Origin of the sequence: Bradyrhizobium lablabi (assembly GCF_018129385.1) — a bacterium.
GTDB classification, from domain to species: domain Bacteria; phylum Pseudomonadota; class Alphaproteobacteria; order Rhizobiales; family Xanthobacteraceae; genus Bradyrhizobium; species Bradyrhizobium lablabi_C.
Genome location: NZ_JAFCLN010000015.1, coordinates 129125 through 154003, shown reverse-complemented (window position 1 = coordinate 154003; position 24879 = coordinate 129125). Strand labels below are relative to the sequence as shown.

Genomic DNA, 24879 nt, shown 5'->3' with positions numbered 1-24879 from the left:
CGGGGCGCCGTTGCGCGGGGATTGTCGGTATGCTTAGGCTTGGCCGCCTCCGCAAGATCGGGCCTGATGCTCTTCAATTCCTACCAATTCATCTTCCTGTTCCTGCCGGTCGTGCTGGCCGGCTATTTCTGGCTGGGGCGGCGCAGCAATCTGGCCCCCGTGGTCTGGCTGGCGCTGGCCTCTTTCGTGTTCTACTCCGTCAGCAACTGGCAGTTTGTGGCGCTGCTCGCGGGCTCGATCGCCTTCAATTATTTTGTCGGCTATCTGCTGATCGCGAAAAAGCTGTTCTCGCGCGCGCGCTTCGCTGCGCTGACGGCGGGCGTCGCCGGCGATCTCCTGCTGCTCGGCATCTTCAAATATGCCGGCTTCTTCGCCGCCAACATCAATGCGCTGTTCGCCACGCATCTTGTGATCGATATCCTGCTGCCGGTCGGCATTTCCTTCTATACCTTTACGCAGATCGCGTTCCTGGTGGATGCCTACAGGGGCAACGTCGCGCGCTACGCGGTGCCTCACTACGCCCTGTTCGTCACCTACTTTCCCCACCTGATCGCCGGACCGATTCTCCACCACAAGGACATGATCCCGCAGTTCGAACGGGAAGAATCCAAGCAGCCGCATGCCCACCTGATCCTCTGCGGCCTGATCATCTTTGCCATCGGCCTGTTCAAGAAGACCTGCCTCGCCGACGGCATCCAGCCGCTGGTTGCGCAAGCCTTTGGCCCTGCTACGCCGACTTTCGACCAGGCGTGGATCGGCGTGCTGGCCTATACCTTCCAGCTCTATTTCGATTTCTCCGGCTATTCCGACATGGCGATCGGCATGTCGCTGATGTTCGGCATCTTCCTGCCGCTCAATTTCAACTCGCCTTACAAGGCGATCTCGATCATCGACTTCTGGCGGCGCTGGCACATGACGTTGTCGCAATTCCTGCGCGACTATCTCTACATTCCGCTCGGCGGCAACCGCCGCGGCCCGGCACTGCGCTATGTCAATCTGATGATCACCATGCTGCTCGGCGGCCTCTGGCACGGCGCCGCCTGGACATTTGTGGTGTGGGGCGCGCTGCATGGCGGCTATCTCTGCGTCAATCACGCCTGGAACAGATTTGGGCCCGCGGTCGCGCCGCGATACCAGCGCGCTGCCAATGTGGCTTCGTTCATCCTGACCTTTCTCGCCGTGGTCATCGCCTGGGTGTTCTTCCGCGCCGACAACATGCAGGCGGCCCTTAGCGTGTTGTCGAAGATGGCCGACCCCACCGTCGTTGCATTCGGACGCGCTGAAATTGTGTACGCGCTGTTCATTGCCGGCTATGCCGTGATCGCGTGGTTTGCGCCGAATACGCAGCAAATCATGGGCTACGATCACCAGAATCGGCGGGTCGGCGAACATCTCGACGGAGCGAGGATGCGGCCCCTGTTCCTCTATGCAGGCGCTGCCGTGCTGGCGTTCGGCATCCTCGGAATCCAGCAGCACAGCGAATTCATCTATTTCAGGTTCTGATGAGCATCGCCGCACGCAACGTCATCCGGCTCCTTGTCGCTACCGCGGCCATTATATTGTCGGCGGCGTTGCTCAATTTCACCGTCGATCCCTTACAGCTTTTCCGACCTGCGCGGCTGTTCGCGGCGATGTACTCGTCGGACAGCCGCATGCAGGACGCAGGCCTGATCCGCAGCTAGCCGTTCGATACGGTGTTCATGGGCACCTCGCTCGGAATCCATTTCCGGCAGAGCGACATCGACAGGGCGCTGGGCGTGCGGTCGCTGAAGCTGTCGATGAATGGCTCGAACTCGGTCGAACAAAACTTCGTGCTGGCTGCGGCGATGGAACGCCACCCGAAGCGCGTGATCTGGCAGATGGACGACTGGATCTTTCGTGATGGACCGGGGATCGACAAGGACATCTACCTTCCGGCCGATCTCTATCGCCGAAACCTCGCCGGCATTGCCGGCTATCTTTTCAGCGGCGCCATGGCGCGGGAGTCGCTGTGGATCCTAGCCCGGTCGGTGCCGCCGCTGGAGCCGCTGGTTGCGCGGCTGACCACGGGGCTCGTCTTCAAATTCTCGATCCCCCGCGTCGATGACATCAATGCGCTGCGACCGGATTTCGATGTCGCGGGCTTCTATAACAGGCAGAACGCGATTGCCGCCTTCCGGCGCGCCATCGATCCCGCGCGTAGTGGATCGATCGGGGACGGCTATGATTACCAGGCGATGGTCCGGTGCTTTGAGCGGGATGCGATCGGTTTGATCGCGAAGTATCCCGGTGTCACATTCGATATCTACTTCCCGCCCTATTCCGTCCTGCAATTCGTCGCGATGCGCGATGCGTCTCCGGCTACGCTGGAGACTGCGTATGCGTTCTCCGCCCATGTCGCTTCGAGGTTGCTTCAGTTTCCAAATGTGCGGCTGCATGATTTCCGTGCGGTCAGGGAAATCACCCACGATCTCGGCAATTACGGCGACGTCGTTCATCACTCGCCGGCGGTCGACCTGAAAATCCTGTCGTGGCTGGCCGAGCGGCAATACGTCGTCGATCCCAAGGCGCCACTGGCTTCACTGGAGCAATTGAAGGCGCAGGTCGAGGCGTACCGGCTCGAGCCCTAGCTGTTGCGGAGGCGCGCGCCGGCGCTGCCGCCGAACATCGGGATGCGGTTGACCGCCAACACCACCGTGAAGGTGATCACCAGCATCGCAATGCCCAGCACCGCGATCGCGGCGAGGTCGCCGCTTTCGTTGAGGTCGTAGATCAGGACGGAGAGCACCTTGGTCTGCGAGGTGAACAGGATGATGGCGGCCGAGAGCTCGCGCATTACGCCGATGAAGATGAAGCACCAGGTTGCGATCACGCCGGTGCGCAGCAGGGGCGCGGTGATCCTCCACAGCGACTGGAGCCGCGTCGCGCCGAGGATGCGGCTAGCGTCCTCCAGTTCGGGGTGAATGGTCGCAAATGCCGCCTGCAATTGCTGATAGGCGGAAGGCAGGTTGATGGTCAGGAAGGCGATCAGCAGGATCCACAGCGTGCCGTACAGCACGAAGGGCGGCCGGGTGTAGCTCAGGAACAGGCCGACGCCGAGCACGATGCCGGGCACCGCGACGGGCGCGGTCGCGAGGAAGCCGAGCACGCGCGATCCGGTGATGACGCGGCGCGTCGTGACATAGGCGATGACGAGCGCGAGGATCGTGCCGACCGTGGCGGTCGCCGTGCCCAGAATCACGGTGTTCTTCAGCGCGAGCTTTGTCGACGACAGTTCAGTGAACACGAAGACGATGTTGTGCAGCGTGAAGGTCGCCGGCGTCACCAGCGTGGTAGCGTTCGGCGAGAACGCGGCGTTGAACAGCGCGAAGTAGGGCAGAAACACCGGGTTCAGCAGGATCACGAGGCAAAACGCCAGCGCCGCCCAGCGCCATCCCTTCATCTCGACCCGGCGCGGCGCGCCATATTTGCCGCCGACCACGGAAAAGCCGCGGCGGCCCAAGATCGTCTTCTGGGCCTGTAGCAGCAAGATCGTGAGCAGCAGCAGCGGGACCGCAGCCGCGGCGGCGAGCTCGAGCTTTGGCGGATACTGGAACAGGCTCCAGATTTTCGTCGTCATGGTGTGGAAGCCGGCCGGCAGCGCCAGGATCGCGGGCGAGCCGAACAGCGTCATTGCCTGTAGGAACGCGATCAGCGCGCCGGCCACCAGCGCTGGCAGCGCTAATGGAATGGTGACGCGCCGCGCCGTGGTCCAGGCCTTGCCGCCGAGGATGGCGGAAGCATCCTCCAGTTCGCCCGGCATGTTGTCGAGCGCGTTGGCGACCAGCACGAACACAAACGGAAAAGTGTAGCAGGAGATGACGAAGATGACGCCGGTGAGCGAGTAGATATTGAAGAGATAGGCATCCGATTCGGCGCCGGTGAGGTAGCGATAGAGCTTGTTGAGCAGGCCGCTGTTCGGCGCCGCCAGCAGCTCCCATGCCACCGCGCCGAGGAACGGCGGCGTCACGAACGACGCCGTCACCAGCGCGCGGATGATCTGCCGGCCCGGCAGATCGGTCCGCGACACCAGCCAACTGATGGGAGCGGCGACGATGCAGCAGGCGATGGCGGATGTCGTGGCGATGATCGCCGTGGTCAGCAGCGGATCGAGGAAGTCGCGATCGGTGAACAGGGTGATGAAATTCTGTAGCGTCGGATTGCGCGCCTTGTCGGTGAAGGCATAGAGCGCGAGCCAGCCCAGCGGCAGCAGGATCAGGACAACGAGGCACGCCGCGACCAGCCACAGCACCGGCTTTGTCGGGTCCACCTTCGCCCTTGTGCTTTCGATCGTGCCGGTAACGGTCATTTATCCGCAAACCATATGTTTCCCCTCATCCTGAGGAGCGGCATCTTCGCCGCGTCTCGAAGGATGAAGGCCCCGTTGTGGCCTCATGGTTCGAGGCGGCGCTACGCGCCTCCTCACCATGAGGGTCGAGAATTCACACCCGAAACAGCCGCGCATAGCGCGTCTTGATCTCTTCCGCCATCGCCTCAACGCCTGCCGCATCCTCCTTCATCAGCTTGATGTCGGAAATCTTTCGCCGTCCCGGCTTCGACTGCACCTGTGCATGCACCGAATACTGCGCGGTGAAGTCGATGAAGAATTGCTGGGTCTCGCGCGTGTGCAGCCAGGCCTGGAACAGCCGCGCAGCGTTGGGATGCGGCGCGCTGGCGAAGATGCCGGTCGGACCGGAAATCGTCGGCGTGCCCTCGGCCGGATAGACCGGCTCCACCGGCTGTCCGGCCTCCTTCAGCAGCACGATTCCATATTCGTTGCCGTCGGCCATGATGGCGCGCTCGCCGAGCGATAGTTTTTTCGGCGGATCGGTCGAGGATTGCACCTGCATCACGCGCTGCCTGGCCAGTTTTTCGAAATATTCCCACCCCAACGCGCGTACCATCTGGAACGTCGCGGTCATGATGGTGCCGCTATAGGCCGGATGTCCCTTCACCATCTTGCCCGCCCATTTCGAATCGAGCAGGTCGGCAAAGCTTTTTGGCGCGTCTTCGGGCTTCACCAGATTGGTGTTGTAGGCGATCGACGACAGATAGATTCGGGTCACAGCAAGCATGCCGTCGGGGTCGCGATAACCTTCTGGAAAATACTTTGCGACGTCCTCCGGCACGAACGGCGCCAGCCAATCCTTCTTCTTCCAGGAAATGAAATGCGAGGCATCCGAGCTGTTGATCACGTCGGCCGCTCGGATATTGCTGGCAAACTCCTGGTCGACGCGCTGGAACAGCCGCTCGGAGCCGGAGCGCTCGATCTGGATGCTGATGCCGGGATAAGCGGCCTCGAACGCCTTGCCGAGCTTTTCGCCGACCGGCAGGTCCATCGACGAATAGAAGATCAGCTTGCCTTCTTTCTTCGCAGCGTCGATCAGCGCCGGGGTGATCGCCGTCGGCGGCGGCGCCTCGGCGCGGGCAGGGGAGGCGAACACGGTGCCGAGCGCCAGCGCGGTGGAGCCCTTGAGAAGATCGCGTCTTGAAATGCTCATGGCATCCTCCGCTTCTCTTATCGGCTGAGCGCCCGGCAGCGGTCGGGAGGCAAATAAAGCCAGACCTCGGCGCCCTTGTTCACTGCGGTGCCCGTCGGCGTCACGACGCGCAGCGCGGTGCCGTCGGCGGTTTCAACCACATAGTCGCGGCTGGCGCCGAGATAGACCTGGCGCGTCACGGTGGCCTTGATCGCATTGCCGCGCGACATCGGCGCATGCGTCGAAAGCTGGATGTCATGCTGGCGGATCGCTACCGCGGCCTCGCGGCCGGGTACGAGCTTTGCGCCGGTCACCTGTAGGGTCGCGCCAGCGAAGGAGATGTGATCGGCATCGCGGGCGGTGCCCCTGATCACATTGCTGGCGCCGATGAAGCGGGCGACGAATTCCGATTGCGGCCGGGCGTAGATGTCTTCGGGCGTGCCGAGCTGATCGATCTTGCCGCCGTTCATCACGGCGATCAGGTCGGCCGTCGTCATCGCCTCGGACTGGTCGTGGGTGACGTAAACTGTGGTGTAGCGGTATTCGTCATGCAGCCGGCGGATTTCGAACCGCATCTCCTCGCGCAAATTCGCGTCGAGGTTCGACAGCGGCTCGTCCAGCAAGAGCGTCTCGGGCTCGACGATCAGCGCGCGCGCCAGCGCCACGCGCTGCTGCTGTCCCCCGGACAGCTCGCCTGGATAACGCTGCGCCAGCGGCTCGAGCTTTGTCGTGGCGAGGATCGCCGCCAGCTTTTTTGCGATGGTGTCACGGTTCACCTTCCGCAGGCGCAGGCCATAGACGATGTTTTCGGTCACCGTCATGTGAGGCCACAGCGCGTAGCTCTGGAAGATCATCGACATGTTGCGCTGCTCGGGCGGCAGCGTGCGCGTCTTTGAGGAAACGAGGCGATCGCCGACGTGGATTTCGCCTTCCGACGGTTCGAGGAAACCGGCGATCAGCCGCAGCGTCGTGGTCTTGCCGCAACCGGACGGACCCAGCAGGCAGACGAGCTGCCCGTGGTCGATCCGCAAGGAGACATCATCGACGACAGCCTGCGATCCAAATCGCTTGGTCAGGCCGCGCAAATCAACGGACGCCAATCAATGCCTCCCGGTAGCTTCCTGCGCGAGTCTGTGCTCGCGTCTGGCATGGTTATAGCGTTTTCGAGCGAAGTGGGTACCGGTTCGCGTGAAGAAAACGCGTCAAACGAGAGACCGAAGCACTAAAATCGCGGCCTCGAAAAGCCTCTCAGGCGCTCACACTTTCACCAAGCCATTCGATCGCTGCCTCGGTTCCGCCCTTGCCGTGTGGAATATCGAGCGCGTTCAGTGCGACCTCGACCACGCCGAGCGTGCCGAGGATCATCGGCGCGTTGACATGACCCATATGCGCGATGCGAAAGGCCTGGCCGTGCAGTTCGCCGATGCCGACGCCGAGCACCACGCCGCATTTTTCCTTGCAATAGCGGTGCAGCGCGACGGGATCGTGACCGTTCATCAGGACGGTCGTGACCGTGTTGGAGCGTTCCTGCGGCTCGGCGATGTTGAAGCCGATCACCTGCCCCTCGGCCCAGACCGAAACCGCGCGGCGCACAGCCTCGCCCAGCAGGCGGTGGCGCTGGAATGCGTTTTCAAGCCCTTCCTCGTGCAGCATGTCGATTGCCCGGCGCAGCGCGAACAACAGATGCACCGGCGCGGTGCCGGCATATTTGCGATAGTGCTCGCTGCCTTCGCGCTCGCTCCAGTCCCAATAGGGCGTGCGCAGGCCGGCCTTCTTGTGCACCTCGCGGGCGCGGTCGTTGGCCGCGACGAAGCCAAGGCCGGGCGGCGTCATCAGGCCCTTTTGCGAGCCCGACATAGCGACATCGACACCCCAGGCATCCATCTCGAACGGCATGCAGCCCAGCGAAGCTACGGTGTCGACCATGAACAGCGCGGGATGGCCGCTCGCCTTGATCGCCTTGCCGATCGCCTCGATATCGTTATACGCGCCTGATGCGGTGTCGACCTGCACGGCAAGGATCGCCTTGATCTTGTGCTCCTTATCCTGCCGCAGCCGCTCCTCTACATCAGTGAGCCGGATCGCGCGGCGCCAGTCGCCCTTCAGCACCTCGACCTCGGCGCCCATCGCGGCCGCTGCCTGGCCCCAACCGATCGCAAAGCGGCCGCTTTCCAGCACCAGCACCTTGTCGCCGCGCGACAGCACGTTGCTTAGCGTGCTTTCCCAGGCGCCGTGGCCATTGGCGATGTGGATGTAGGACTGGCCCTTGGTGGCGAACAATTTGCTGAGATCGGCGAGCAGGCTTTCCGTCAGTTCCACCATCTCTTTCGAATAAATATCGAGCGCCGGGCGGTGCATGGCCTGTAGCACCTCGTCGGGCATCGTGGTGGGTCCGGGGATGGCCAGAAATTCCCGGCCCGCGCGAACGGTCATTGTCGGTTTCCCTTGTCTGGATTTGCCGCCATGCTGGCATGGCGGGGCGCAATTTCAAAGGGCTCTTGGGCGGTGCATTCATGCAGAATTGTAACGATTTCGAGCGGTCTAATTCCGGATGGTTGATGCAATCTGTTGCCAGATTTCGTCCTTGATTTCGGTCGCCAGCGGGCTGGGAAGGATGTCCACCGGCGCTGTGTTTTTGCGGCAGGCCTCGACCAGCCGCAAAATCCATACCTCGCCGTCGGTGTAGTAGAGGTCGCCGCCGCCATTGCGGCCCGCCAAGGTCGGCCCGATGCCGGTGACCTGATACTTTGCAGTCACCATGCCGGCTGACTCAAGATCGTCGGTCAGCGTCTTGCGCTCGCGGTCGATGTCGGCATCGATATGGTGGGTGATGGCGCCGGTGTAGTGGCTCACGCCGACGCCGCGATCCATCGTCGCCGCACCAAGCCACACCGGGCGCTTCTCCTGTCCTTCGTCCAGCACCTTCCAGAACCGCACGTGATTGCGGCGGTCGGCGCTTCGGCCGACTGGCTTTTCGAAGGCAAGGTCCTCGCGGCGGTCGAGGTAATAGAGATTACTGACCGGCGCATCCTTGTAGGGCCGGTCGAGCAGCACGCTGCCGACGATCTCGATCGAGGATTTCAGCGTGATCGGATCGGCCGGAAACCACCCCGCGGCGTGCATCGAACACACCACGTCCTTCTGGTCGCCGATCAGCCCGACATTGATGGGATCGCCGGGAATGCCCTGCCCGGTGCGCGTCACCATCGGCAGGCTGGCAAGACCCTTTTGATGCTCGTGATGGGTCCAGAGCGCCGGCAGGAGCAAATAGGCGAGTGCGCCGTAGGCGATCAGAAACACCAGCGCGAGCTTGGCCGCATGCCGCCAGCGCCGGCGCTTGCGCGATGGTTCATCCGCTGGAATGTCAGTCATGGCAATGCGCTCTCGGCTATCGCGGTAAGCCTAGCACATCATCTCGTCGTCCCGGCGGAGGCCGGGACGACAGTAAGGGATCATCGCCTGGTCTCGCGGCAGCCGGCGGCCTCGGCCTCTTCGACCGAGCAAAACCAGCGCGTGCCCTTGCTGATCTTCATCTCGATCTTGGCGTACCAGCGGCTGGTCGGCTGGTGGAAGATGCACTCGCCGGAACGGTTGACGTTACCCTTGATGGTGCAGTCGGGCGAGGGCGCGACCGGGCCGGACGCCGACGCCAGCAGGATCGCCTTGGCGCTCTCCGGCGGCTTGGTCGCCCCGAGGATGTGGGTCTTCTTGTTGCGGATGCGCCAGTCCCATGGCGCGATGAACGCGCCCTGCCACATGCCGGCCTTCGCTTCCCGCGCAGCCTTTTCGTCCGCCTCATAGTCCCTGGAGAGCCGCACGTAAGCCACCGCCCAGCCGTTCGACACCAGCCATTTCTGGATGTCCTCGCCGTCGACATCGCAGCGCGCCACAGTGCGGCCGCGGCGGTCGACCGCGCGGGCCCGGCAGGTCCAGCTCCTGCCGCCGGAATGCTTGATCAGTTCGTCGCGCGCCGCAACGCCGCAGGTCCAGCGCTCGCCCTTGGTGTTGAGGCAGAGCTGGTCCACCGACGGCGCGTCGATCCCGCCAAGCCGGATCCGCGTGTTGCCGATCGTAATCTGGTCTGCCTCGCGGATTTTTGGAACGCCGGTAATGTCGGCGGCGGCTGGTGCCGGCAGCAACAGCAGGAAAAGGACAAAGGCAAGGTGCTTCGACGTCATCGGCAATCCCGGCAAGAATCGTGGACGTTGATCACGCGAGTGTGCTGGCAAACCGGCCGGCGGGCCAGCGCCCGGCCCACAAGTCGGCTTTCAACTTAACGCGATGACCACAGCTGTGTTTCGGCCTTGAGCAGACCGGGGCTGGGCGGACCGGGGTTGCACAGGCCGGGTGGGGCAGGCGTCGGGGGAGGGTTGCGGCGGCGGCAGGTTGAGGGGCAGGGCATGGCTCGTTACATATGATGTTGCCCTTCCTCCCGCCGGAAATCCCCAGCATGAGCGCCCTGTTTTCCCCGATCGAGCTGCGCGGCCTGAAATTGCCCAATCGCATCATGGTCTCGCCGATGTGCCAGTATTCGGCCGAGGACGGCTCGGCCACCGACTGGCACTTTACGCATATCAACTCGCTGGCGCTGTCGGGCGCCGCGATGTTCTGCATCGAGGCCACCCATGTCGAGGCCATCGGCCGCATCACGCCGGGCTGCCTCGGCCTCTACAGCGACGCCAACGAGGCGGCGCTCAAGCCGATCCTTGCCTCCGTGCGCAAGAACTCGAAGGCCGCGGTCGCGATGCAGCTTGCCCATGCCGGCCGCAAGGCATCGAGCCAGCGGCCGTGGGAAGGCGGACAGTTGATCCCGATTTCCGAGGGCGGCTGGCTGCCGGAAGGGCCGTCCGCGGTGCCGCACAAGGAGAGCGAAGTCCCGCCGCGGGCGCTTGATGCGGCTGGCCTCAAGCGCATCAAGGACGCCTTCGTCGCCGCCGCGCAGCGCGCGAATCGGCTCGGGATCGACGCGCTCGAGGTGCACAGCGCGCACGGCTATCTCCTGCATCAGTTCCTGTCGCCGATCGCGAACCGGCGGACCGACCAGTATGGCGGCAGCCTCGAGAACCGCATGCGCTATCCGCTCGAAGTGTTCGATGCGGTGCGCGCGGCCTTCCCGAAGGACAAGCCGGTCGGCGTCCGCGTCTCCGCGACCGACTGGGTCGAGGGCGGCTGGGACATCCGGCAGACCATCGAATATGCGAGGGAATTGCAGAAGCGCGACGTCGACTGGATCGATGTCTCCTCCGGCGGCGTTTCGCCGCTGCAAAAGATTCCGCTCGGCCCGGGCTACCAGGTGCCGCTGGCGCAGGCGGTGAAGGAGGCCACCGGCGTCACCACCATGGCGGTCGGCCTGATCACGGAAGCGAAGCAGGCCGAGGAGATCGTCGCCTCCGGCAAGGCCGACATGATCACGCTCGCCCGCGGCATGCTCTACGACCCGCGCTGGGGCTGGCATGCCGCCGCCGAACTCGGCGGCGAAGTTTCCGCGCCGCCGCAATACTGGCGCTCGCAGCCCTCGACGCAAAAGGCGCTGTTCGGCGCGACCACCTTCGGGACGCGGTAATCTTTCGTCATGGCCGGGCATAGCCGTCTGAAGGACGGCGTCGCTTCCGCTCGCGCATGCCCGGCCATCCACGCACTTCCTTTGCAGCCCAGACGTGGATGCCCGGGACAAGCCCGGGCATGACGAAGTACACACAGCCATCATTCCGCCGCACCTGGGGCGGGTACTCACGCTTGCGCGCATAAGACGCGCCGGAACAAGACAACAGCGAGAGGAACCCCCATGGAGATCGGATACTTCACGATGCCGTCCCATCCGCCGGAGTGCGGACTGAAGGAGGGCCACGACTGGGATCTGGAGGTGCTGCGGTGGCTGGATGAGCTCGGCTATCAGGAGTGCTGGATCGGCGAGCACCACACCGCGCCGTGGGAGCCGCATCCCTCGCCGGATCTTCTGGTGGCGCAGGCATTGCGGGAGACCAGGAACATCCGCATCGGCCCCGGCGGCTTCCTCTTGCCCTATCACCACCCGGCGGAGCTCGCCAACCGCGTCGCGATGCTTGATCATCTCTCCGATGGCCGCCTGAATTTTGGCGTGGCTGCATCCGGCCTGCCGAGCGACTGGGCGATGTTCAATGTCGACGGCATGTCCGGCCAGAACCGCGACATGACGCGCGAGGCGCTGGAGATCATCCTGAAGCTGTGGACCGAGGACGCGCCCTGGACCTACCAGGGCAAGTACTGGACGGTGAACAAGCCGGACACGATGTTCGATTTCCTCAAGCCCCACATCAAGCCGAAGCAGGCGCCGCATCCGCCGATCGGCGTTGCGGGCCTCTCCAAGAATTCCGACACGCTCAAGCTGGCGGGCGAGCGCGGCTTCATTCCGATGAGCCTCAACCTCAACCCGGCCTATGTCGGCAGCCACTGGGAGTCCGTGGAGATCGGCGCGGCCAAGACCGGCCGCAAGCCGAACCGCGCCGACTGGCGGCTGGTGCGCGAGGTGTTCGTGGCCGATACCGACGAGGAGGCCTGGCGGCTGTCGGCCGGCGACATGATGGGCCGGATGATGGGCGAGTATTTCCTCCCCTTGCTCGGCCATTTCGGCTTCAAGGACTACCTCAAGCACACGCCCGACGTGCCCGACACCGACGTCACCGTCGACTATTGCGCCAAGCGCAACTGGGTGATCGGCTCGCCGTCGACGGTGGCCGAGAAGCTCGAGACCATCTACCACGAGGTCGGCGGCTTCGGCACGCTCCTGGTGTTCGGCTTCGACTACAAGCACAAGCCGGAAGCCTGGGAGCATTCGCTCTCGCTGCTTCGGCACGAAGTGATGCCGCGCCTGAAGCATCTCGACGCGGGCCTCGGCAAGGCGGCGTAGGGCTTCCCTCCAGTGTCGTCATGGCCGGGCTTGACCCGGCCATCCACGTCTTTCCTGCCGGGAAGTCGTGGATGCCCGGGTCCCGTCTCCGCTAAAGCTTCGCCGGGCCCACGATCTCACTCGGCCGCCGAAGCCTTGGCGAAGGCGGCAAGCCCGGGCATGACGAGGAGTGCGCCTTTCCTCACAACCCGAACACCGCCACGGCGCGGATTGGCGAGCCGGTGCCGTCGCGCCATTTCATCGGCAGGCCGATGAAGGTGAAGGGGCCTTCGCCCAGCAGCGCCTCCAGATTGCACAGGCTCTCGATGTGGGTGATGCCGAGCTCGCCGCAGGCCTTGTGAACCAGCGAGTTGACCTTGCCCTCCGGCCCCGGCCGCATCGAGTCGATGCCGAAATGCACGACGCCTTGCTTCGCCAGCCATTCCGTGGCGGCGACGTTCACGCCGGAATTCTCGCTCGCATACTCTTTCCGCGGAAACGTGCGCTCGTGATGGCCGGTGCAGAGCAGCACGGTGCCGCCCTTCGGCACGGCGTGGCCGCTTTGCTTCACGGCCTCAGCCAGATCATCCGGCGTGATCTCGGCGCGCGGTGCGATATGGCGAAGGTCGATGCAGATGCCCGGCACGATGCAGTTCTCCAGCGGATATTCATTGATCGGCTGGCCGCCCCTGTTGAAGTGCCTGAAAGCATCGATGTGGGTGCCGGCATGGTCGGGCATCGAGATGAACATCGAGGACAGCCCGTGCACGTTGCCGGAATCGCGGAACGAGTCCTCGTGCGTCTTCCACACGCCATGGATGATCGGCGGATGGCCGGGATAGGTCGGCGAGCCGTGGTACAGCTCGCGGCTGAGGTCGACGATTTTCATTGGCTTTCACTCTCTCCACTCGTCATTCCGGGACGCGCCGAAGGCGCGGGCCCGGAATCCATACGCCGTGACGGTTGTTGTCTTGCAAGATGGTCAACGACTTTCTTCGTAACAACAACGGCCTGTGGTTATGGATTCCGGGCTCGCCGCGTTGCGGCGCCCCGGAATGACGATCAATCCCCAAACCCCACATAGCGCACGAAGTCGCCGTTGGCTTCGCGGTCGGAGCGGACGGTGTTCGCGGCAAAGCTGTCGTCGGGATAGCCCATCGCGACGCAGGTCATGATCACCTGGCTTTCCGGAATCCTCGCCACCTCGCGCACGATGTCCGAGCGCATGATGCCCTGGCCGTTGATGACGCTGCCGAGGCCGCGGTCCCAGGCGGCGAGCACGATGCCGTAGCAGAGCGCCCCGAGATCGAAATGCACGACCGCGCCGGGATCGAGCTCGCGATCATAGGCCAGCACCAGCGACACCGGCGCGTCGAACTGGCGAAAGCCGCGCAGCACCCAATCCTGCCGCATCGGCTTGTCTCGCGCGCGATCCCCATCGCGCCGAACAGTTTTTTGGCGATGTCGACCTGCCGGGTGCGATGCTTGCCCTGGTATTCGCCATGGCTGACGATGTCGCGCTTGGCCCTGGCGCCGGCGACCATCTCCTCCATGTTGCGGCGGCGCACCTCTTCCAGCGGCTCGCCGGTCAGCACATGCACATGCCAGGGCTGGGTGTTCATCGACGACGGCGCGCGTTTGGCGACCTCCAGGATTTCCTCGATCACCGCGCGGGCGACGTGCTGCTTCCGAAAGCCGCGCACGCTCTTGCGGGTCTGCACGAGTGTCTCGAATTCCATTCCCTTGCCCCTGTTATTCTTCGCTGCGGGATTTTGTTGCGCAGGCGTGCGTGTCTTTCGTTTACTAACCAAGGCGTGGATGCCCGGGTCAATAGCGAACCTTTCCACGGTCGTCATTCCGGGATGCGCCGAAGGCGCAGGCCCGGAATCCATACGCCGTGACGGTGATTGTTTTGCGAGATGGTCAACGACTTTCTTTAAAGCAATGGCGGCCTGTGGTTATGGATTCCGGGCTCTCGCTGCGCGAGCCCCGGAATGACGGGAGGAGAGAGGTTGCCCGCGCGGCAAGCTGAACTTACAGTCACGCCTCCATAACAAGAAAAGCCCGAGGACATCAGATGCCCGCTCCGCTCGATCCCGTCGTCGCACAAATCATTCCGCTGCTGCCGCTGCGCGACCCCGATACCATGACACCGCAGAGCGCGCGCGAGCAGCTCAGGGCGCTGGCCGCCGCGCGCGCCGCGGTGCCGCCGCCGCCGGTGGCAAGCGCTGCGGATATCAAGGTGAAGGGCGCTGCCGGCGATCTCGCCGCGCGGGTCTATCGCATGGGCAGCGGCACATCGCCGACGGTGATTTTCTTCCATGGCGGCGGCTGGGTGGCGGGCGATCTGGAGACGCATGACCGCCAGGCGCGATTCCTCAGCCTCGAGACCGGCGCGGTGGTGGTCTCCGTCGATTACCGCCGGCCGCCCGAGGCGCGCTTTCCCGGCGCGTTCGAGGATGCCTTTGCCGCGGTGCGCGATGTGGTCGCGCGCATCGCCGAATTCGGCGGCGATCCGAACCGCATTGGCGTGGCCGGCGACAGCGCCGGCGGCAATCTTGCAGCAAGCGTCGCGATCGCCTGCCGCGACGCCGGCATCAAGCTCGCCGCGCAGCTCCTCGTCTATCCCGTCACCGACGCCTTCGGCGGCTTCCTCGACAGCGCCGAGAACGCAAAATATCCCTCGCGCGCCGAAAACGCCGACGGCTATTTTCTGACCCGCGCGAGCATGCAGTGGTTCTGCGGCCATTACCTTGCCGAGACCGCCCACGGTGCCGACTGGCGCGCCTCGCCGCTGCGCGCGAAGAATCTTTCCGGCGTCGCGCCCGCCGTCGTCACCACCGCCTGGTTCGATCCCTTGCGCGACGAGGGCGCCGCCTATGCCGACGCACTGGTCAATGCCGGCGTGCCGGTGAAATATCATCCGGGCGAGGGATTGATTCACGGCTATTTCGGCCTCGGCGAAGCATCCGAGACGGCAAAAGCCGAAGCCCAGCGCGCCCGCGCCGATTTCAGGGCGATGCTGGAGAAGGGCGCGTAGTCTCTCCACCGTCGTCCCGGGCAAGCGAGCATCGCGAGCGCTGACCCGGGACCCATACGCCGCGGCGGATATTGTCTTGCACCGGCGTCTGCCACCTTGCTGGAGCCGAGAGCACAACGCGGTATGGGTCCCGGCTCAAGGCCGGGACGACATTCATTCCGATCCACTTTTTCAAACAGCAACGGCCGTCATACCCCGCGCATGCGGGGTATCCAGTACACCGCTTCTCGGTTCAATCATCAGCGCCTCTGGAATACTGGATCGTCCGGTCGAGCCGGACGATGACAAGTAAAGGCATTCCCGCGGCGCATTCCGCCCGGGGTGATGCATCTGCCGTGTCCCTCCAATATGAAGAGGGAGCAGGGAATGCCGGGTGCACGCTGCACCCGCGGTCTCGTGTACCAAGTTGCGCAAGCAAGAAGGCGCACACGAGCATACAGGTGAAGCGGAGGCATTCCGGCATCCCCTGCGCAATGGCTTTACGGCTTATACCGCGCTCTCCCCGGCGGTGATTATCTCTCGTCACCGTCGTCAGCGGATTGAAGGCGCGGACCCCGCCCGGTCGGACGAGGCAGCGCCTCCGCGGACTTGACGCCGGCATCGGACGTCAGGACCACACGGCTTCACCGTACGCGATTTTTTTCCGCCTTCGCCGAGGCTTCGGCGGGACAAGCCGCCTCGCGCCAACGAAGACGAAAACCCATGCCAGTCATCTCGCGCGCGCTTCATCGCTCACGGGGTTCATCCCGCCCTGCATTGAAGCAAGCCGCGCCCGGCATGGTCGCGTCCACCACATTCCAGGCCCACGTAAAGTGACGATCGCGATACGCCCTCTTCTCGGGCCGGAACGCGCTAGATGTGCCAGTGATTTGGGGTTGAAGGACAGCGGAATATTTTTGATTTGGGGGCTTGACATTGATTCTGAAAATCAGAAATATCGGCTTTGGCGAGTGATTGAGTGTCGCCGACGGGCGCGAAATTCCCTATGACTTCCGACAAAATGGGCGCATGTTCAAAATGAACGGTCCGCGGTTTCGGCATGTTGGCCTGTTCGTGGACTGGAATAGCCAACTTAGGGAAGTGCCGCTCGAATTTGCGGATCGCCCCATCGACAAGTGTAAGCTCGCCCTTACGAGGGTTGGCAAAATCGTGACGAAGCATCTTTGCAACTTGGATGCATCTTCCGTATTTAGAGTGCAGATCCGTCTCTATCACGGCTGGACGGCAGGGGTGACCCAAACGCCGAATAGGCGAGCGTTCGATAGTATTGCGGAGGTCGAGAACCTCGACGAAATTTTTCCATCGACTCGGGTTCTGGCGCTCTCCGATGTCGAATTTGGTGACCGACTAATTGACGCTCTACCTCGCCGATTGAAACGCGGTCTTCAGATTCATCTGCCTAACACATACCGGCGTCAACGAGGTGACGCCGAACCGGCAGAAAAAATGGTCGATACGGCATTGGCCTCCGATCTCCTGAGTTGGGCGAGAAGCGATCCGACTTCAATCGCCGTGGTGTTTTCTAATGACGATGATGCGGTGCCTGCCGTCCTCGTGGCCGAGGCTTGGATGAAACCTTTCGGCGGTGAGGTCTATTTGGTTCGTTCGAACGCTCGCGGTGATAGCCGCTATCTCGTGCTGGAGGGCTTACTCCTTTGACTACGAACTCGACAAGTGTGGAACGAATCGTCGCGGATGTGGCGGTCTTTGCAGACATCGGCACCGATCCACCTTCTTTTGAGCAATTGAAGGGAGAAATCGTAGTTCGTCTAATTCGATATGGCGAGTCCACCGAGCTTGCTGTCGCGGAAGATGGAAGCATCTTGGAAACGTTTGGTGAGCAGACGCTCAAGCACGCAAATTTTCGCGCGCTTCTCGCCTCTGACCGATATGGCAAGCTACGGGATTGGTCCAATAAGCAACGAGCGTATCTTGAAGGCGAATTAGCTTCAGCTGGCAGCTTGATCGACCTGTGGGGACTCATAAACGGCGGTCAGGAGGTAGATCTTGCTCAGGTGGATCAACTGTTGTCCTCCCGCCAGCGGGAAGATTCAACGCGTGTTCTTCTCATCGACGGCCCGGCCGGTATTGGAAAGACGCAATTTATCGTTGGTTTGGCAGGAGCCCGCGCGCAGCGATATTCGGTCGAGCGTCGTCCGCTGATCCTTCACGTTCAAAGTCGCGGTCGTACTCTTTCATATCTATACGATTTAATAGCGTTTAGCCTTCAACGCCTCCGGCTTGAAGTCACATACGATCAAGTACCCGTTCTGGCGAAGCATGGACTGATTACGGTCGCAATAGACGGATTTGACGAACTCGCCGATCCTGACGGTTACGATCTGGCGTGGTCTCAAGTTAATGATCTCGTTGAATTGCTGAGGGGCTCAGGCAGCCTTATCCTAGCCGGGCGCGAGACATTCATAGGTCGCGATCGCGTTCTGAGGGACATCGCATCGCTGCGTGAAGGCGTTGACGAAGTGTCAGTGCTTACTCTTCAGCCGCCATCGAAGGGAGCAGCGATAAGATGGCTGGAGCACCAGGGGTGGACTGCCGAACAGGTGGATGCGATTGAAGAATTCTTGGAGCCATCTTCCTTGGCCCTTCGTCCGTTCTTCCTAAAGACTTTGTCGGACCGGGAGGTGGCGACGCGGCTAGTCGAATCTTCCTCAACGAGCATCCTGTCCATCCTCATGGAGGCAATGATTGAGCGAGAAATAGATAAATTCGGGGAAGCCGTAGATCGAGAACTAAGCGAGGCGGAACGTCGCGTCTATCTTCGATCGTTCGTTGGAGAGACAGCTCGCGACATGGCCGAGAACGGCTCTACGTCAATTAGCGATGCGACACTTTCGTGGCTCGTGGAAGTAGCCTTACCCAAGGAGGTGTCCAGTGATGTTACGCGCATTCTTAAGGCGAGGAGCCAGGCGATTGCATTTTTCACGAACGATGATCGAAAGGGGCATCGACGCTTTTTCCACGATAAATTTTACGAATACTTTCTCTCAGTCACCTTGATCGACATCGTCGGCAGACGAGAAACGGGTAAGCTCCTAGCAAGAAATATCTTCGGATCGAGTTTGCTAGAAACCTTTGGTGACGTGGTAGCCGGCTCGACCCGAACAGAGGTCATAAGAAGGTTTCTCGACAGTTCGATCGACCTAATCCGCAATTACCCGCCAATTGATCGGACTCGGAAGAACTTGGCCGCTCTAGCTATAGCATCGCTTTCTACGGCGGACTTGGTCGACGACTTCAAGATTTCAATGGTCGACATAGATGAATGTCGCTTCTCAGGTACAGCCTCTGGAGGTCAGCTTGATTCGCTGGTCATAAATCAACTGGACTGTCGTGGCGGCGATCTTTCCTCTACGGAATTCAAGGATTTGACTATTCTGACTCTTATCGCTGACCGCGAGACGCTTCTGCCCGATTCCATTCCGCTTCCAATGCGCGTTCAAGACGTCACAATGAGTGTGAAGACGCTTACTGTGCCGGAAGATGTTCAGCGATGGGTAGCTGAGCATCTCAGAAATCCGCCAGAGGAAGAGGCGGGCCTGATACCTGTTGAATTTAAGGACCACGAGGCCATCAAAGTCCTTTTCAAGGCTTGCCGTCTGCGCCAGTACTGGCTTCGGCGAGGGGACGACATGTACGCAACGCGAATTCTGGATAATCCATATTGGCCTATTATCGAGAACGCGCTTGCGCAAAATCATTTGCTGCGAGTTGAACAGCGGCAAGCGTCCGGAACTGACGCACGCTTTATACACGTACGGCAGGCGGAAGATATTCTTTCGGAAAGCCCAACAAACATTGACGTTCGTAACATGTACGTTTCGCTAATTGCTGAGTTGCGCAAGTCTCAATAGGTGGACCTTCTCCAAAACAAAAAACGGCCGGATCGTTTCCGACCCGGCCGCTACTAACTCAACTGAACCAAAGCGTACGCGACTAACGCGTCCCCAGCCCCAGCTCTGAAATCCTTCAGCTCGCCTTCGCCACCGGCGCGGGCTTGCCGACCTTCTTCTCGATCGCGCGCTTGATCTCCAGGGCGCGGGGCGAGAGGTTGGCGGCGCGGGCCTTCAGGAGGTAGGCATCCAGGCCGCCATTGTGGTCGACGCTCTTGAGCGCGTTGGTCGAGACGCGCAGGCGCACGTTGCGGCCGAGCGCGTCCGAGATGAACGTCACGTTGCACAGGTTCGGCAGGAAACGCCGCTTGGTCTTGATGTTCGAGTGGCTCACCTTGTGGCCCACCTGCGGGCCCTTGGCCGTCAGTTCACAGCGCCGCGACATAGCAAAATCCTCTTCCATCCCCGCCCCTCAAAGCGCATCGTGCGCGGGTAGGCGGGGGTCCAAAATCTCGTCCATTTGCAGGAACGGCGGACGTATAGGGCTAAAGGCCCTATACGTCAACGTTTTCGGCCCGGCTGATATACCAAAAGTGCTAGTTTGAAAGGCGTATCAGGGAGTTAGGGACCACATAAACGGCGCAATCGGCGCTGAAAGCATGGTTCCAGATGGCAAAGGCCTGTAGCTCGTTGTTTGGCCGCGTTTTTTGCATAGATCAACGATTACAGCCTGTTTGAGGACCATTCGTCAGTGACGACATCCCGCGCTCCCTTGTCCCGGCAGGCTGCCTTCTGGCTGGCCGGCCTGTGCGCGGGCGCGCTTTGGGCGCTGGCGCCGCAGGCGGCCTCCGCGCAGGGGCGGCTGGAGGCGCAGTATGAGGCCTCGCTCTCCGGCATTCCGGTCGGGCGCGGGACCTGGGGGATCGAGATCAACGAGGATTCCTTTTCGGCCTCGGCGCAGGGCGCCACCGCCGGGCTTTTGAAGGCATTTTCCGGCGGCACCGGCTCGGGCAGTTCGCAGGGGCGCATCGTCAACGGCGTGCTGGTCCCGACCTCCTACACCGCCACCATCTCCTCGAAGAAATCCGAAACCATCCGGATGGTGCTGGCAAACGGCAACATCAAGGAAAGCGTGATCGAGCCGGAGCCGCCGGTCGATCCCGACCGCATCGTCGTCACCGAGGCGCACAAGAAAAACGTGCTCGATCCCATGACCGGCACCCTGCTGCGCGTGCCCGGCACCGGCGACCTGCTGGCGCCGGAAAGCTGCCGCGCCGCGACCAGCGTCTTTGACGGGCGCCTCCGCTACGATCTGAAGCTCGACTACAAGCGCATGGAGATCGTGAAGGCGGAAAAGGGCTATCACGGCCCGGCGCTAGTCTGCGCCGTCTATTTCACGCCGGTCGCGGGCTATATCCCCGACAGGCCGGTGATCAAATATCTGCAGGCCGAGCGCCGCATGGAGATCTCCTTCGTGCCGATCGCGGGAACCCGCGTCCTGGTGCCGTTCCGCACCACCATCCCGACGCCGTTCGGCCCCGCCGTGCTGGAGGCCACCCATTTCCACACCGTCGCCACGCCGCCGCGGGTGGCGAAGACGCAGTAGGCTCTTCCCTTCTCCCCTTGTGGGAGAAGGTGGCGCGAAGCGCCGGATGAGGGGTTCTATCCGCGCGGAATAATGTTCATGAGCATCGGTGCGCTCGGAGACAGACCCCTCATCCGTCGCGCTGCGCGCGCCACCTTCTCCCACAAGGGGAGAAGGGAAGGGCGCCGCCCCGAGATCGAAAGGACCCCGGAATCTGTGTTGACTCTTTGCCCGTTCTGATTCGACTCAGGGCATGCGAAAATTTTAAGAAATTCGCTGGAAATCCGAGGCTTGTTCGACCGCGCCAAACTTGATCTAGTGCCGCCACGAAAGGCCAACGCGAGATGTTGCGGTGAACGAAGCCGGAAGCCGGGAAGAGTCAGCGATTCGGGCGCGATTCGTTCTAGACTCGTTCCAAGGCTTAATGCGCGATGCGGACAGCGTCGCAAAACGAAACAGAATCAAGGGTTTTGCCCCTGGCCAGAACTATTCCGTCATTGCGAGGAGCGAAGCGACGAAGCAATCCATACTTACCTTGTAGCTGCATGGATTGCTTCGCTGCGCTCGCAATGACGGCAGGCGCCGACATCAAGTAAAGATACCCACATCTAATGGCTTTCTCACCTTCCTCGGCAGCGTTCGCCAATGAACGCGCTCCCGGCGCCGGCGTTACCGCGGTGCTCGGGCCGACCAACACCGGCAAGACGCACCTCGCCATCGAGCGGATGGTGGCGCATTCGTCGGGGCTGATCGGCCTGCCGCTGCGCCTGCTCGCGCGCGAGGTCTACAACAAGATCGTGGACCGCGTGGGCGTCGAGGCCGTCGCGCTCGTCACCGGCGAGGAGAAGATCAAGCCGAAGTCGCCGCGCTTCTGGGTGTCGACGGTGGAAGCGATGCCGCGCGATATCGACGTGTCGTTCCTGGCGGTCGACGAGATCCAGATCGCGGCCGATCTCGAGCGCGGGCATGTCTTCACCGACCGCATCCTGCACCGGCGCGGGCGCGACGAGACGCTGCTGCTTGGCGCTGCGACGATGCGCCCCATCATTGAAAAGCTGCTGCCGGGCGCGTCCATCGTCACGCGGCCGCGGCTGTCGACACTGGAATTTGCCGGCGACCGCAAGATCACGCGGCAGCCGCGCAGGACTGCGATCGTCGCGTTCTCGGCCGATGAAGTCTATGCGATCGCCGAACTGATCCGTCGCCAGCATGGCGGCGCCGCTGTCGTGCTGGGCTCGCTCTCGCCGCGCACGCGCAATGCGCAAGTGGCGATGTTCCAGAATGGCGACGTCGACTATCTCGTCGCCACCGACGCCGTCGGCATGGGACTCAATCTCGACGTCGATCACGTCGCCTTTGCGTCCGACCGCAAATATGATGGCTATCAGTTCCGCAGGCTCAATCCGGCCGAGTTCGCGCAGATCGCCGGCCGCGCCGGGCGCGCCACCCGCAACGGCACCTTCGGCACGACAGGGCGCTGCGCGCCGTTCGAGCCGGAACTGGTGAACGCGCTGCAGAACCACCAGTTCGACAGCGTCAAGACGCTGCAATGGCGCAATTCAAAACTGGATTTTTCCTCGCTCGGCGCATTGCAGGTTTCGCTCGCGCTGCCGCCCAATCACGAGGCACTGACCCGTGCGCCGGTCGCGGAGGACCAGCGCGTGCTCGATCACGCCGCGCGTGACGGCGAGGTGCGCGACATGGCGCATGGCAAAGCCGCGGTGGAACGGCTATGGGATGCCTGCGCCATTCCGGACTATCGAAAGATCGCGCCGGCGGCGCATGCCGAGCTCGTGACCACGATCTACGGTTTTCTGATGCGACAAGGGCGTATACCGGATGCCTGGTACGCCACCCAGGTCGATCAGGCCGACCGCACCGACGGCGATATCGACACGCTGTCGGGCCGGATCGCCCAGATCCGCACCTGGACTTTCGTGGCCAACCGGCCGGACTGGCTGGCCGACCCCGAACATTGGCAGGGGATCACGCGCGAGATCGAAAATAAATTATCCGATGCGCTGCATGAACGGCTTACGGAGCGTTTCGTTGACCGGCGTACCAGTGTATTGATGCGGCGCCTGCGGGAGAACACAGTTTTGACTACGGAAATCGGCAAGACCGGCGAGGTGATCGTCGAGGGCCACACCATCGGCCGGCTCGACGGCTTTACCTTTGCGCCCGACGCGGCGGAAGCCGGGGGCGACGCCAAGGCATTGCAGGCGGCCGCGCAACAGGTGCTGGCTCGCGAGATCGACGCGCGCGCGGAAAAGCTTGCGGCAGCGCCCGATGAGCAGTTCATCCTGACCTCCGACGGCACCATCCGCTGGACCGGCGATGCCGTGGCGAAACTGGTCGCGGCCGAGACTGCGCTGCATCCGCGCATCCGCATCATTTCGGATGAGCGGCTGAATGGCGCGCCGCGCGAGGCCGTGCAGGCGCGGCTCGATCTGTGGCTGAAGACGCATATCGAAAAGCTGCTGGGGCCGCTGTTCGGCCTGCAGAAGGCGGAAGACATCACCGGCATTGCCCGCGGCATTGCGTTCCAGCTGGTGGAAGCGCTGGGCGTGATCGAGCGCAACAAGATCGCGGCCGAGATGAAGGATCTCGACCAGCCTTCGCGCGCGCTGCTGCGCAAATACGGCGTGCGGTTCGGCGCCTATCACATCTATTTCCCGGCGCTGCTCAAGCCGGCGGCGCGCGCGCTGGCGTCGCTGCTGTGGGCGGAGAAGGAGAGCAATGTCGATCTCTCCGCTCTCTCCGGCGCGCAGCATCTCGCAGGCTCGGGCCGCACCTCGTTCCCCGTGGACAAGACGCTGCCGCGCGATGCCTATCGCGTGCTCGGCTATCGCCAGTGCGGCGAGCGCGCCGTGCGCGTCGACATTCTGGAGCGCTTGGCGGACCTGATCCGTCCGGCGCTGGCCTGGCGCGAGAACTCGCCGGGCGAGAAGCCGGCCGGTGCATTCGACGGCCGCGGCTTTGTGGTGACTCAGGCAATGACGTCGCTCACCGGCTCGGCTGGCGAGGACTTCGCCTCGATCCTGCGCGCGCTCGGCTATCGCATGGACCGCAAGCCGCCGCTGGCGCCGAAGCCGGCCGAGACGGTGACGACGGTCTCAACAGATGCGCCGCCTGTGGAGGGCGCGGGCGATGCGCTTGCGGTATCAGGCGATCCCGCGCCATCAGCCGCGATCCTGCCGGCCGCCGCCAACGACAATACGCCGCCCGCTGCCGTTGCGGCTGAAGTGGCGGCCGAGGGCGCGGTCGAAGCGCCCGTGGCCGAGACGCCTGCGCCGGAAACGCCTGCTGAGGTGTCTGCAAAAGAAGCGGCCGAAGCGCCGTCGGTCGAAGCTGCCGACGTGCCGTCGGCTGAAACTCAAACAGAGGCCGTTGCAAGCGAAGCCTCGCCCGTTGACGCCGAGGCTGCTGCTGTACCGGCGGAAGCCGCCGCTACGGAAGCCGCATCCGAAGCTGCCGCCGCCACGCCCGAAACGCCGGCCGAGCCCGAGCTGGTCGAAGTCTGGCGCCCCGGCGGCCGCTCCGAAGAGCGCCGTCCGCGCCATGATCATGGCCGCCGTCGTCATCAGAAGCCGGAAGGCGCGGCTAGCGCCGAGGGCGGTGAGGGCGCCCGGCAGGAACGTCATGGCAGCCGGCGTCATCGCCATCGCAATTTCCAGAAGCCGCAGGAAGGCGCGCCGGCAGAGGCCGCTGCTCCAGCGGATGCTGCGGGTGCGCCCGCGCCAGAACGCCGCGACGACAGAGGCCGCCGCGAAGGCAGGGATCGTGACCGCGAGGGACGCCGCGAAAAGTTCGACCGCAAGGGCGGCGATCGCGACAAGGGCGAGCGCGATCGCGGCGGGCGCGACCGCGATTTCGGCGGGCGCGACAAGGGCGGCCGCGACAAGCGCGAGAGCGGTCCGTCGCACCGGCCCTACGCGAGCAGCGCCAACCCGCGCGAGCGCGATCGCCAGGCCGATCCGAATTCGCCCTTCGCCAAACTCGCAGCGCTGAAAGAGCAACTCGCGCGCAAGGAATAACAC

Annotated in this window: 18 protein-coding genes and 1 pseudogene; 10 read left to right on the top strand and 9 right to left on the bottom strand. The window is 63.0% G+C overall.

Features of this window, described 5'->3' with window-relative positions:
• Positions 1 to 66 precede the first annotated feature (66 nt).
• From JQ628_RS24885 to JQ628_RS24880, 3 genes are read left to right on the top strand one after another with little or no spacing between them, the layout of a single operon-like run.
• Positions 67 to 1503: an MBOAT family O-acyltransferase gene (locus tag JQ628_RS24885; RefSeq protein WP_212226342.1), complete on the top strand. Its 1437-nt coding sequence runs from the start codon at positions 67 to 69 to the stop codon at positions 1501 to 1503.
• Positions 1503 to 1682 (top strand): hypothetical protein, encoded by a 180-nt coding sequence (locus JQ628_RS34880; protein ID WP_349628120.1) that lies wholly within the window; start codon positions 1503 to 1505, stop codon positions 1680 to 1682. The genes JQ628_RS24885 and JQ628_RS34880 overlap by 1 nt, the downstream gene beginning before the upstream one ends.
• Positions 1683 to 1700: 18 nt before the next feature.
• Positions 1701 to 2609: a hypothetical protein gene (locus JQ628_RS24880; RefSeq protein WP_349628119.1), complete on the top strand. Its 909-nt coding sequence runs from the start codon at positions 1701 to 1703 to the stop codon at positions 2607 to 2609.
• Here the strand turns inward: JQ628_RS24880 and JQ628_RS24875 are convergent.
• From JQ628_RS24875 to JQ628_RS24850, 6 genes are all read right to left on the bottom strand, one after another.
• A complete protein-coding gene (locus JQ628_RS24875) occupies positions 2606 to 4327 on the bottom strand; it encodes an ABC transporter permease (RefSeq protein WP_212226337.1) in 1722 nt (573 codons plus the stop codon). The genes JQ628_RS24880 and JQ628_RS24875 overlap by 4 nt on opposite strands.
• A gap of 133 nt (positions 4328 to 4460) precedes the next feature.
• Positions 4461 to 5519 carry an ABC transporter substrate-binding protein gene (locus JQ628_RS24870; RefSeq protein ID WP_212226336.1) on the bottom strand — a complete coding sequence of 353 codons (1059 nt, stop codon included), beginning with the start codon at positions 5517 to 5519 and terminating at the stop codon, positions 4461 to 4463.
• Positions 5520 to 5536: 17 nt separating this feature from the next.
• Positions 5537 to 6598 carry an ABC transporter ATP-binding protein gene (locus JQ628_RS24865; RefSeq protein WP_212226335.1) on the bottom strand — a complete coding sequence of 354 codons (1062 nt, stop codon included), beginning with the start codon at positions 6596 to 6598 and terminating at the stop codon, positions 5537 to 5539.
• A gap of 148 nt (positions 6599 to 6746) precedes the next feature.
• On the bottom strand, positions 6747 to 7931 hold the full coding sequence (locus tag JQ628_RS24860) for a pyridoxal-phosphate-dependent aminotransferase family protein (RefSeq protein ID WP_212226334.1): 1185 nt from the start codon (positions 7929 to 7931) through the stop codon (positions 6747 to 6749).
• A 108-nt stretch (positions 7932 to 8039) separates the two neighbouring features.
• Positions 8040 to 8870, bottom strand: a complete 831-nt coding sequence (locus JQ628_RS24855; RefSeq protein WP_212226332.1) for an LssY C-terminal domain-containing protein — start codon at positions 8868 to 8870, stop codon at positions 8040 to 8042.
• An 80-nt stretch (positions 8871 to 8950) separates the two neighbouring features.
• A complete protein-coding gene (locus JQ628_RS24850) occupies positions 8951 to 9676 on the bottom strand; it encodes a thermonuclease family protein (protein WP_212226331.1) in 726 nt (241 codons plus the stop codon).
• A 272-nt stretch (positions 9677 to 9948) separates the two neighbouring features.
• Here JQ628_RS24850 and JQ628_RS24845 point away from each other — a divergent pair, with 272 nt between their 5' ends.
• Complete coding sequence (locus JQ628_RS24845; protein WP_212226327.1) at positions 9949 to 11061, top strand: NADH:flavin oxidoreductase/NADH oxidase; 1113 nt, start codon at positions 9949 to 9951, stop codon at positions 11059 to 11061.
• Positions 11062 to 11283: 222 nt separating this feature from the next.
• The gene (locus JQ628_RS24840) at positions 11284 to 12384 is read left to right on the top strand and encodes an LLM class flavin-dependent oxidoreductase (protein ID WP_212226324.1); all 1101 of its coding nucleotides are present in this window, start codon (positions 11284 to 11286) and stop codon (positions 12382 to 12384) included.
• A 181-nt stretch (positions 12385 to 12565) separates the two neighbouring features.
• Here JQ628_RS24840 and JQ628_RS24835 read toward each other — a convergent pair whose 3' ends face one another.
• On the bottom strand, positions 12566 to 13252 hold the full coding sequence (locus JQ628_RS24835; protein ID WP_212226321.1) for a cyclase family protein: 687 nt from the start codon (positions 13250 to 13252) through the stop codon (positions 12566 to 12568).
• Between the two features lie 173 nt (positions 13253 to 13425).
• Positions 13426 to 14102: pseudogene (locus tag JQ628_RS34985) on the bottom strand (nitroreductase).
• A 338-nt stretch (positions 14103 to 14440) separates the two neighbouring features.
• Between JQ628_RS34985 and JQ628_RS24825 the strand changes: the two are divergent.
• The 3 genes from JQ628_RS24825 (at position 14441) to JQ628_RS24815 (ending at position 19275) form a co-directional block, all read left to right on the top strand.
• The gene (locus tag JQ628_RS24825; RefSeq protein WP_212226319.1) at positions 14441 to 15403 is read left to right on the top strand and encodes an alpha/beta hydrolase; all 963 of its coding nucleotides are present in this window, start codon (positions 14441 to 14443) and stop codon (positions 15401 to 15403) included.
• Between the two features lie 954 nt (positions 15404 to 16357).
• A complete protein-coding gene (locus tag JQ628_RS24820) occupies positions 16358 to 17062 on the top strand; it encodes a hypothetical protein (protein WP_212226316.1) in 705 nt (234 codons plus the stop codon).
• Between the two features lie 17 nt (positions 17063 to 17079).
• Positions 17080 to 19275: a hypothetical protein gene (locus tag JQ628_RS24815; protein ID WP_212226313.1), complete on the top strand. Its 2196-nt coding sequence runs from the start codon at positions 17080 to 17082 to the stop codon at positions 19273 to 19275.
• 115 nt (positions 19276 to 19390) lie between these two features.
• On the opposite strand, the gene rpmB is transcribed toward JQ628_RS24815, so the two are convergent.
• On the bottom strand, positions 19391 to 19699 hold the full coding sequence (gene rpmB / locus JQ628_RS24810) for a 50S ribosomal protein L28 (protein ID WP_212226311.1): 309 nt from the start codon (positions 19697 to 19699) through the stop codon (positions 19391 to 19393).
• 351 nt (positions 19700 to 20050) lie between these two features.
• Between rpmB and JQ628_RS24805 the strand changes: the two genes are divergently transcribed.
• Together JQ628_RS24805 and JQ628_RS24800 are read left to right on the top strand one after the other, a co-directional pair.
• Positions 20051 to 20860 (top strand): DUF3108 domain-containing protein, encoded by an 810-nt coding sequence (locus JQ628_RS24805; RefSeq protein ID WP_249128354.1) that lies wholly within the window; start codon positions 20051 to 20053, stop codon positions 20858 to 20860.
• 590 nt (positions 20861 to 21450) lie between these two features.
• On the top strand, positions 21451 to 24876 hold the full coding sequence (locus tag JQ628_RS24800; RefSeq protein WP_212226308.1) for a helicase-related protein: 3426 nt from the start codon (positions 21451 to 21453) through the stop codon (positions 24874 to 24876).
• Positions 24877 to 24879 lie beyond the last annotated feature (3 nt).